Source organism: Fibrobacter sp., assembly GCF_045112255.1.
Taxonomy (GTDB): Bacteria; Fibrobacterota; Fibrobacteria; order Fibrobacterales; family Fibrobacteraceae; genus Fibrobacter.
Genome location: NZ_JBGUHR010000060.1, coordinates 51602 through 61733, shown reverse-complemented (window position 1 = coordinate 61733; position 10132 = coordinate 51602). Strand labels below are relative to the sequence as shown.

Genomic DNA, 10132 nt, shown 5'->3' with positions numbered 1-10132 from the left:
ATATGGTTCCAAAGTATAGTTCATTCCGAATTACGGACGGTATCAAGAGGTTCTACGACTTCTTTAAAACGTTCTCCGAGCATGGATATAATCTTCCCGGTGGTTGGACGATCCGACTGGATGAATGGGATGATCCGAACGTATCTGGCAGCAAGATTAAATATCTGTCATTCCGTGGCTATTACAACTACATCACGTTCGATGTGCATTTCGCGTTCAAGTCAAATTTCAGCGAGGCATTTGTCGGAAACATCTGCCCGACGAATCGGTCACAGCTTACTCCTGACGAGTACAACCAGTGCTTGGATGAATTTGTTAACGAGGTCATCAACTGGTATGTCAAGAACAACGAATCCAGCGGGTTCAGATACGACTACACTGCGCTCTCGTTTCCGCCGCCCAAGCCGAACGAAGCGCCCAAGACGCTCGAAGTGTCCAAGGTTCCGGCTGGCCACATGACATTCAGTTTCACCGACGATTCTGGCGTCTGCGTGGACATGTCTGCCATCATCAAGGCGGATATCCGAGTCTCTGGGATTATCGAACACTACGACCCCAAGAATACGGATGCCATCTTCACTACGGCCAAGGTGTATTCTAGCGCGGTAATCACGCTGGATATCGGCAAGACGGATGCGTTCAAGATTGTGGGCAGCGACGTGACGCCGATCGAACGGCTGAAGAAACCCAACGACATCGGTGGTTTCGAGTTCAAGGGTTCGACCTATGTCGCCACCAGCGAACGAGTCACTGGTCTCTGCACGACGAGGGTCTTGGCAGACCGAATGGTAATTACGTTAACGTAATTTTACATATTTTTCTTAAATAATCGGCGTATGGTATTGACACATACGCCGATTTGTGCTATATTTTGGACATGGAAAACAAAAAACTCACTATGCTTATCTCTAAGAAAATCCTCGGAAACTACATCAACGGCAACCATTCCGTTGTAATCTTCGAGGACGGAACCAAGGTCAAGTCCACCGGACACTGGGAAAAGAATCCCAAGAACGGTGCCAACGTCTGGGTCGAAGACGACCAAGACCACTTCACCTACAGCTTCCCCGAAAACTTCGACATCAAGATCACGGACTACTGCGACGGCGGCTGCATCTACTGTCACGAAAACTCCACCATCAAGGGAGCCCACGGCGACCTCGTCGGCATGGAACCCGTGTTCCGTTCGCTCCACGCTGGCACCGAATGTGCTATCGGCGGCGGCAACGCCCTCGCGCACCCTGACTTGGAATGGATGCTCAAGGTCTTGAAGGAACAAGGCGTCATCGCCAACATCACCGTGAACCAGCAGCACCTCCAGCGCTACAAGGCCAAGCTCTTGAAGTACGTCAAGGAAGAACTCGTCCACGGAATCGGCGTGTCGCTCACGGACTCCACCAACAAGGACGACCTGTCCATCATCAACGAACTGGGCAACAACGTTGTCATCCACGTAATCGCTGGCATCTTCTCCCAAGACGACGTCGAGTTCGTCAAGGGCCACAAGATCCTCGTGCTCGGCTACAAGGACTTGCGCCGTGGTCACATCTTGTTCGAAAACCAGTCCGACAAGATCAAGACGAAGATCCAGTGGCTCGTCGCCTACTTGCCGGAACTCAAGAAGCAGTGCAAGTGCATCTCCTTCGACTGCCTCGGCCTCGAACAAGTCGACCCCAAGACCGTGCTGAACATTTCCGACAAGGAATTCAACACTCTCTTCCAGGGCAGCGACACCGACGTCACCGACGGAGAAGGCAACATCACTTGCTGCACCATGTATATCGACGTGCCGAACATGAAGGTTGCCCGTATGAGCACCGCCGCGCTCGACAAGCGTTACGACTTCACTGGCAAGGAGAACATCGCCGAGCTTCTGAAGATCACCACGCAAGGATGGTAAGATGCGTTTCGTGTTCAAGTTCGTATCGGAACCAGCGCGTAGGCACTTCGTCAACCAGCTCGAAGACAGCTTGGGAAACTCCGTGTTCGTGAAAATCAAGCGTACACGAGCGAAGACTCCCACGCTGATCATCGACACTAGTCGTGACGACTCGATTGTTCGGCTTGATCCAGTCGAGAATCGAATTATCACGTACATTGCGGTAGTCTACCATAGCTGTATCGAATCAATGCGTATGCAGCATTCAAAGGAGAAATCAAAATGACCAATGGTGATGTAGCTGCGTTTAGCGCATGCATTGCGATTTTCTTCATTTTCGTCGCGGTTCTTGTGTTTGTCATCATTGACCACAAGAAACAGACGGCGGATCATCCATCCGATAACGACTTCGAACACCAAGTCCGTATCGTCGAACTTGAAAACGGAATCTTCATCATCCAAGTCTGGCAGAAGTGGAAAAATGAATGGGAAGCGCCGTTCGGCCCCCATCACTACAATACGCTTGCTGATGCGAAGAAAGAAAAGGAACGCCGCATTGAAGAGCTTAAACGCGATGCTGGCTACAGATTCAAGCGAGTGGTCGATTAAACCAAATTAAGGAGATTAGCATGCCGAAAAAGTACATTATCTGCAGAAGCGCCGTCGCGAGGCCCGGTGAAAATTTTCCGAGAACCATCCAATCGTTCTTCACTGGGTTCAGCGTTGAAACGACCACTTGGGGCATCTGGGATGTCGGCTTCCGAGCCGCTATTCAGTTGCCGAAGGGTGTCGCCAAGACCTTGTCCGAAGCAATGCACAAAGGCGACCCGACTCACAACTACTGGATCACTGATCGAGAAACCCTCGCAGTGGAATTGCATATAAAGGAGTAACAAATGAAAACCATACGCCGTGGAGTATTTGAAACCAACTCCAGCTCAGAACATTCCGCCACCGTCGGCGAAGAAATCTACGCACTGCCGAAGGCGCAGTATGACCAGTTTAAGGCCGGAAAGGCTTTCTTCGACACGACTCTTGAGAAGACCGTGTCCGTCAAGCGCGTGGTCTCCGAGTTCAAGGAAGACAAGCGTTACACTGAATTTGTCACCAGAAACCAGTGCCGCGTAATCAACACCGACACTTTCTTGAAGATTGCTTCCGAAATCTACTACTGGAGTACCGATTACATTCTCAAGAAACTCAAGAAGGGCAAGATTACCCAGTACCATGTTGACAAGGATCTGATCGACCTTGTCCATAAGTTCTTGCGCGAAAAGAGCTATTGCCTCTACGAAGGGTTCTACCGTTCACATGAAGGCAACGACGACTGCACCTACATCGAGAAGGAAGTCAAGGTAAGCCGTCACACTACCATTGTTGCCTTCGGTCACGCATGGGCCAACGGCGAAGAATAGGAGATGCTATGATTCAGGAAATTCACGACATCAAGAACTACTCGTTCAACCCAGTTCTGGAAAGCAACGAAAAGCTGTATGATACCCCGATCACGCTGTTCGGCAAGCAGTGGCGTATCATGGACGACTTCTGGATGAAGCATGTCCATATCAAGATCACCGACCGCTGCAACGCTCGTTGTCCGTTCTGCATCGAGAAGGAAAGCCACCTCAAGGACAACCCCGACAAGCTGAGCGCCAACCTTCAGAGACTTATCGCCGAACTCGATAGCCAAGGCCATCTGGCCACGGTTAGCATCACTGGCGGCGAACCGTCCCTCAGCCCCATCGCTGCCGAGGTCGTGGACTTCTTGAAGGGCAACTACAATGTGTTCCTCAACATCAACACCAACTTCAGCAAGACAATCGACAGCCAGCTCGATCCGGACTGGGTCAACATCTCCCGTCACAAGGTAGGTGCCGACGACTATACTGGCATCGGCGCTCTCGACCTCGACATGCTCGACCAGTACCGTGCAGACCATCCGAAGACCAAGATCCGTCTCCAGTGCGTCCTTCATCCGCACGGACTCCAGTCCATCGACGAGATCAAGGCATACATCGACCATTACATCGGACACATCGACGACCTCAGCTTCCGTAGGCTCATCAACGTGACCGACAATGCGCCGACGGATGACTTGTATCAGCAGCTCAAGCACTTCCTCTACGACAACTCCACGCTCGTCGAACAAGTGCTCAAGGACTACTACGTCTACGAGACATGGAACTACAAGGGCTTGAACATTACGCTGTCCCATTCCAACATGAAGCTGCTGCACGACCTCGAAGGCACCGAGGACGACAAGATCCTCCGTGAAATCGTCGTGCATCCTGACGGCCTCATCGCTGGCAGCTGGTACAGAAACAAGAAGATTATCGCAGAATAAGGAGGCCAACATGACAAGACAGATTAAAGAACCCACGATGGGTCTTGAGACCTACAAGATCAACATCCGCGCATATTTCCCCAGTGTCGTCTTCCTTGAATCCGACGACGGTGTCGTCGAATGCGTCGGTGAAGATGGTGACTGGCTCCACACCTTGTACTGGAAGGACGGCCAAGCCTACTTCGCCATTTCGGACAAGGTTATTGGCGAAAAGTCGTTGGCAAAATTCCTCAAGCACGTATCGACTACTCACCAGCAATACGATGCCAGCAAGATCGCTTTGCCGATCGACGCATACGAAGAACGTAGCGTCCGTCTTCTCCACACTCTCTGCAACAAGTATCGCGAGGAAACCAAGTAATGAACCTTCTTACGCTCGAAACCAATCTTAATAACCGTCTCTGTCCCCAAGACTTCAAGGACTTCTGCCCTAACGGACTCATCGTCGACGCCGTCGGCGACAAGACCCGCGAAGTCAAGAAGGTCGTCACTGGTGTAAGCCTTAGCAAGGAACTCATCGAGGAAGCCATCAAGCGTGGTGCCGACGTCATCTTTGTGCATCATCCCAACGGCTTCTGGAACTCCGACAAGAACAAGTGCATCGACAACTCGCAGTTCGGCAACTACGTCCGTATGCTTATCCAGAACGGCATATCGTTGTTCGGCTACCACTTGCCGCTCGATGCGCACGAAACCTACGGCAACAACGCCACGGTGTTCATGCACCTCGGACTCGAAAAGAGCGTGGAGAGACATGAAACCAAGTGCGACTCGTATGTATCTTGGCTCGACGCGGAACGCTTCATGTACAACAACATCGGCTATGGTGGAACTGGCGTCATCACGACCGAACTTCTGGACAAGGTATTCCCCAAGGGCTACCAGTCCTTCAACTTCGAGTCCGGCAAGAAATACAATGTCGCCGTCTGCACTGGAAGCGCTGCTTCTGAGTTCGATGAAGTCATCAAGCACGGCTACGACATGCTCGTGACTGGCGAAATCCGCGAGTCCACGCCGATCCTCGCCAAGGAATACGGCATCGCAGTTATCGCCGCTGGCCATCACCGTTCCGAAGTGTTCGGTGTGCGTAACATCGCCAAGCTGGTCGCTAGCTGGGGAGTCGAGGCCGAGTTCGTCGACATTGACAACCCCATCTAATTTTGCTATATTGAGGGCATTATGAAGACTATCAGAACATCGGTATTCGAAACAAATTCCAGCTCCATGCATTGCGTGACCTTGATGACGGACGAAGAATTCCAGAACTTCAAGAACAATGAAGGTCTGTTCAACTTCTTCACGAACTGTCCGGCCACTTGGGAAGACTTCTATGTATCCTTCCAGCTCGACTGCAAGCATCGTCACATGGACAAAATTCCTACGCTCGAAGAGTTCATCGAAGCGGCCAAGAAGTTCATTGACAACGACTGGGAACCGTTCGACGACAACGACGACGCGAATAACGCTATCTGGGAAACGTGCCGCCGTTCCGGCATCTATACCTATGGCGGCGTTGCCGACATCGAAGAGAGTGAACGCACTATCGGCGACCAGAAGTTCCATGCGGTTTCCGCATACGTAGCGGAGTAGGCCATGCGTACCGTCCGTCCAACTGTATTCGAGACGAATTCGTCATCGGCGCATTGCGTCACCTTCTTGAACAAGAAGGAACTCGATGCGTTCCGTGACCGTTCCTTGGTGTACGACATGTACGAGGAAAAACTCGTTCCGGCGTCGGAAATGTATCCTCGCTTCATGGAAATGGTCAACGATTCTGTCCTCAAGGGCGAGGCTCCAGAAGACGAAGTACGTGCGCTGACGCCTACCCAAGAGGTGTTCGTCACTTGGATCAACAGCTGGGACAACGTGCTGAAGGGCGTTAGTGTCATGCAAGCCGACGATGCTGCCGTAAGTTGCATCCGTCGGAACCTCCGCTATCTGCATTCCGAGGCGGAATTCCTGGTGTCCGGATTCTGCGAAGACCAAGTCAAACAGAAGGGCGACGAAGACTTGTTCGCTCTGTCGCTCTATAGGGAAAACTGATAATGCGTACTATCCGTCAATCCGTGTTCGAGACGAACTCCTCGTCGACGCATTGCGTCACCTTCGTCACGCCGAAGGAATACGAGGACTTCGTCAAGCGCCGTACAGTGTACAACGTCAAGGACAAGAAGATGGTTCCCATCGCTGACCTTTACTCGTTCTTCACTGAACGTGTCAAGGAGCAAACCAAGGACTTGGTTCTCGACGAACAAGAAGTCGCCAAGCGCATGCCGTCTTGTGAAGATTTCTGCAAGTGGGTCGAGGACTGGCACCACATTCCTACGTTGACCACGGAGATCGACGAAATGCTGTACAATAGCATGCTCTACACTCTCGAAAGGGACTACTGCACCGCTGGCTACAGCTGCGACTGGACTACTGCCACTACTACGGTAAACGGCACTGAAATCATGGCACTTTCTTTCTACAAGGGTGAATAATGCATACCATCAGAAAACATGTCTTTGAGACGAACTCCAGCTCCGAGCATAGCATCACCTTCTCCGAAGAGTTGCGCTCGCCGGAAGAATTTCCCAAGCTGAATGCCGACGGTATCCTCGAAGTCGAGGTCAAGCACTACTGGACTTGCGGTGGCAATGGCACATGCACGAGCGACGTGAAGGATATCATCGAATATCTCTGCACGATGGCCGTACACTGCGCAAGCAAGTTTCCAGACTCGATGACGCAAGTCCTCAACGACCTCAGATATGCCTACGCCAACATGGCGCTTACGATGCCCAAGGGTATCGACGTGTATGTCGTAGACGACAAGGGACACCGTATCCCTTACCATCAGCTGGTCAACGAGGAAGTCGATTACGTTGTCTTGGACGAGGACAATAACTACGAATGCTGCTTCCGTAGTCTCAACAATTACTACGAAACCAGGCGTCCGTCCGAGTTCAAGGAGTTCTGCCGCCTCCACCAAGGCTACATTGACGAGAAGGTCGTCGTGATTTCCCGTCAAGTCGGTCTTGCTTGCAACCTTATCTGGGATGACTACAAGAAGTCGACCGAAGGCATGTACTCTACCGATCTGGGCGACGATAAAGATTACGACGGCAAGGACTTGCTCGTCAACAAGAGTACACTTTCTTTCTTCCATACGTAGGTCAATATGAAGACTATCCGTAACAAAGTATTCGAGACAAATTCATCGTCGATGCACACCATCACGTTCAACACTATCACACCCGGCAACAAGGACAACTACGTCATCGAAGTCGGCTGCGACGGTGAGTACGGCTGGGGCCCAGTAGGCGAAGCCCTCGTTACGCCTGAACAGCTTCTCGACTATGCTCTCATCGCGTATGCCGACATCTGTCCAGACAAGGACGAGTGCGAACGTGTCTTGGAAGAAGTCAAGCGAGTGTTCGCCACGCACGGCGTAACCGTCAACTACAAGCTGGATGCCGAATGCAATCAGCATGCCATCTGGTTTGAAGTGGATCCGTGGGACAGAGGAGACAGCAGCAAGCTCCCTACGGCGCACGTATCCGGATACATCGACCACCAGAGCGCACCTCACGAATCCGACGACTGCATGTACCTCGCAAAGATGGTGCGTGACGATCCGGAAGAACTCTACGGCTTCGTGTTCGGCGGCGGTGAAGTCATTCTCGACAACGACAACCACGATTAGGATTCAATATGGATCGAGATTTCTGGAAACTCAATATTGTCTTCTTGATTGTGCTGGTAGTGTTCATCGGTCTGTCCCTATGGCTTGCTGCCGAGGCCGACCGTGCGCATTCTTGCCTCCTCGATGACGCTTGTATCGAGAAATACCGTTCCAAGATCGAACTTGAAAAGAAGAACGAGTGCAGCGAGCCTCGTTCCACCCACAAACCATCCGCGCACCCGACCGTAATCGGCGGTCGTCCGTACGTGTTTTTCTACTAAGGTACACACATGAACGAAACTATCCCCATGAACAAACACGGCTTTTACCGCTTTGCTGCAGCTTGCCCAAAGATGAAGGTGGCCGACACAAAGTACAACACCGACCAGATTCTCGAATGCATCAACAAGGCGTACAACGAGCAAGCCACCATGATCGTGTTCCCTGAGCTGTGCATCACTGGCTACACTTGCAACGACTTGTTCCATCAAGAACAGCTCCTCAATAAGGCCGAGGAAGCGCTCGAACGCATCAAAGTGTTCACCATGAACGAATGCCAGAAGATCATCGTTGCCGTCGGCGCACCCGTACGCATCGAAGGCCGTCTCTACAACTGCGCGGTGTTCATCGAAAGCGGCGCTATCGTCGCCGTGACTCCGAAGGTCTACCTTCCGAACCAGCGCGAGTTCTACGAGAAGCGCTACTTCAGCAGCGGTCGTGAACTCCTCCGTGGCATTCCGAAGGTGTGCAAGCTTTGCGGATGGGCTAAAGTCCCGGTCACCAACCTCATCAAGACCGACGAAGACCTCGTCATCGGCTGTGAACTCTGCGAAGACCTCTGGGTGCCGAATCCGCCCAGTGGCTACCTTGCTCTGTCTGGCGCACAAGTCATCGTGAACTTGTCCGCAAGCGACGCACTCGTAGGCAAGGCCGACTACCGTCGTAACCTTGTACTCAACCAGTCCGCACGTTGCATGGCTGGCTACGTGTACGCATCCGCTGGTGTCCACGAATCCACGACCGACATGGTCTGCAGCGGCCACTTGATCATCGCCGAAAACGGCAGCAAGCTCGCCGAAGAAAACCGCTTCTCTCGCGATAGCGAAATCATCTACGCCGATATCGACGTGAAGCGCCTCACCATGCAGCGCATCTCCGAAGGCGACTTCCAGGACTTCATTTCTACTCCGTATGACATCCGTGCAGCCAGAGCTCCGTTCATCATGACGTCTGACGAACTCAAGCATCGTTACGTTGCCAAGACTCCGTTCGTACCGAGTACTCGTGACCACCGCAACGAAGTGTGCTGCGAAATCTTTAACATCCAGTGCGCTGCCCTTGCCAAGCGCCTTGAGGCATCCAACACCAAACGAGCCGTCATTGGACTCTCTGGCGGTCTTGATTCAACGTTGGCATTGCTGGTGATCTACCAGACTTACAAGCTCTTGAACCGTCCAGTGAAGGACATTCTCGCCATCACCATGCCCGGTTTCGGAACTACCAAGCGCACCAAGGGCAATGCGGAAAAAATGGCCGAATATCTCGGCGTGGAACTCCGTACCATCGACATTACGGACGCTTGCTTCCAGCACTTCAAGGACATCGGACACGATCCCAACATTGCCGACGTGACCTACGAAAACGTGCAAGCGCGTGAACGTACGCAGATCTTGATGGACGTGGCCAACAAGGAACACGGCATCGTCATCGGCACTGGCGACTTGTCTGAAATCGCACTCGGCTGGTGTACCTACAATGCCGACCACATGTCCATGTATTCCGTCAACTGCGACATCCCCAAGACGCTTGTCCGTTACTTGGTCAGATTCTATGCCGATTTGGTATGCGACAATGCCGAACTGACCAAAGTGCTCAGGGACATCCTCGATACTCCGGTCTCCCCAGAGCTTCTTCCGACCGACAAGGACGGAAACGTCACGCAGAAGACCGAATCCATCCTCGGCGACTACATCCTTCACGACTTCTATCTGTACCACTTCGTAAAGTACGGTGCGACGCCGGACAAGATCCTCTACCTCGCCAAGTATGCTTTCAAGGACGACTTCAGCGAAGACGAGCTGACGACGGCCCTCAAGACCTTCCTCCGCCGCTTCTTCACGCAGCAGTTCAAGCGCAGCTGCGTACCTGACGGCCCGAAGGTTGGTACTCTGTCCCTTTCTCCTCGTGCCGACTGGCGCATGCCAAGCGACGCGAGCTTCAACGACTGGCTGGAGGACTAGCG

At 52.4% G+C, this 10132-nt stretch carries 16 protein-coding genes; 15 read left to right on the top strand and 1 reads right to left on the bottom strand.

Annotated features, from left to right (window positions below):
- Positions 1–2 precede the first annotated feature (2 nt).
- Together ACJMM9_RS08520 and ACJMM9_RS08515 are read left to right on the top strand one after the other, a co-directional pair.
- Positions 3–806: a hypothetical protein gene (locus ACJMM9_RS08520; protein ID WP_405325746.1), complete on the top strand. Its 804-nt coding sequence runs from the start codon at positions 3–5 to the stop codon at positions 804–806.
- A 92-nt stretch (positions 807–898) separates the two neighbouring features.
- Positions 899–1900: a hypothetical protein gene (locus tag ACJMM9_RS08515; RefSeq protein WP_405325744.1), complete on the top strand. Its 1002-nt coding sequence runs from the start codon at positions 899–901 to the stop codon at positions 1898–1900.
- On the opposite strand, the gene ACJMM9_RS08510 is transcribed toward ACJMM9_RS08515, so the two are convergent.
- Entirely contained in the window at positions 1881–2114 is a 234-nt protein-coding gene (locus tag ACJMM9_RS08510) for a hypothetical protein (RefSeq protein ID WP_405325742.1), read from the bottom strand. The two genes, ACJMM9_RS08515 and ACJMM9_RS08510, sit on opposite strands and share 20 nt — an antisense overlap.
- Positions 2115–2161: 47 nt before the next feature.
- Here ACJMM9_RS08510 and ACJMM9_RS08505 point away from each other — a divergent pair, with 47 nt between their 5' ends.
- From ACJMM9_RS08505 to ACJMM9_RS08445, 13 genes are read left to right on the top strand one after another with little or no spacing between them, the layout of a single operon-like run.
- Complete coding sequence (locus tag ACJMM9_RS08505) at positions 2162–2488, top strand: hypothetical protein (protein WP_405325741.1); 327 nt, start codon at positions 2162–2164, stop codon at positions 2486–2488.
- Positions 2489–2508: 20 nt separating this feature from the next.
- Positions 2509–2772, top strand: coding sequence for a hypothetical protein (locus ACJMM9_RS08500; protein ID WP_405325739.1), 264 nt, complete (start codon positions 2509–2511; stop codon positions 2770–2772).
- Positions 2773–2775: 3 nt separating this feature from the next.
- On the top strand, positions 2776–3294 hold the full coding sequence (locus tag ACJMM9_RS08495) for a hypothetical protein (RefSeq protein WP_405325737.1): 519 nt from the start codon (positions 2776–2778) through the stop codon (positions 3292–3294).
- Positions 3295–3302: 8 nt separating this feature from the next.
- On the top strand, positions 3303–4223 hold the full coding sequence (locus ACJMM9_RS08490) for a radical SAM protein (RefSeq protein WP_405325735.1): 921 nt from the start codon (positions 3303–3305) through the stop codon (positions 4221–4223).
- Between the two features lie 10 nt (positions 4224–4233).
- Positions 4234–4584, top strand: coding sequence for a hypothetical protein (locus ACJMM9_RS08485; protein ID WP_405325733.1), 351 nt, complete (start codon positions 4234–4236; stop codon positions 4582–4584).
- Positions 4584–5381 carry a Nif3-like dinuclear metal center hexameric protein gene (locus ACJMM9_RS08480; RefSeq protein ID WP_405325731.1) on the top strand — a complete coding sequence of 266 codons (798 nt, stop codon included), beginning with the start codon at positions 4584–4586 and terminating at the stop codon, positions 5379–5381. Before ACJMM9_RS08485 ends, ACJMM9_RS08480 begins: the two co-directional genes overlap by 1 nt.
- 21 nt (positions 5382–5402) lie before the next feature.
- The gene (locus ACJMM9_RS08475) at positions 5403–5813 is read left to right on the top strand and encodes a hypothetical protein (RefSeq protein ID WP_405325729.1); all 411 of its coding nucleotides are present in this window, start codon (positions 5403–5405) and stop codon (positions 5811–5813) included.
- 3 nt (positions 5814–5816) lie between these two features.
- Entirely contained in the window at positions 5817–6266 is a 450-nt protein-coding gene (locus ACJMM9_RS08470; RefSeq protein ID WP_405325727.1) for a hypothetical protein, read from the top strand.
- Positions 6267–6268: 2 nt separating this feature from the next.
- A complete protein-coding gene (locus tag ACJMM9_RS08465) occupies positions 6269–6706 on the top strand; it encodes a hypothetical protein (RefSeq protein ID WP_405325725.1) in 438 nt (145 codons plus the stop codon).
- On the top strand, positions 6706–7380 hold the full coding sequence (locus tag ACJMM9_RS08460) for a hypothetical protein (protein WP_405325723.1): 675 nt from the start codon (positions 6706–6708) through the stop codon (positions 7378–7380). Before ACJMM9_RS08465 ends, ACJMM9_RS08460 begins: the two co-directional genes overlap by 1 nt.
- 6 nt (positions 7381–7386) lie before the next feature.
- Positions 7387–7911, top strand: coding sequence for a hypothetical protein (locus tag ACJMM9_RS08455; RefSeq protein WP_405325721.1), 525 nt, complete (start codon positions 7387–7389; stop codon positions 7909–7911).
- 8 nt (positions 7912–7919) lie between these two features.
- Positions 7920–8171: a hypothetical protein gene (locus tag ACJMM9_RS08450; RefSeq protein ID WP_405325719.1), complete on the top strand. Its 252-nt coding sequence runs from the start codon at positions 7920–7922 to the stop codon at positions 8169–8171.
- A 27-nt stretch (positions 8172–8198) separates the two neighbouring features.
- A complete protein-coding gene (locus ACJMM9_RS08445; protein ID WP_405325932.1) occupies positions 8199–10130 on the top strand; it encodes an NAD(+) synthase in 1932 nt (643 codons plus the stop codon).
- Positions 10131–10132 lie beyond the last annotated feature (2 nt).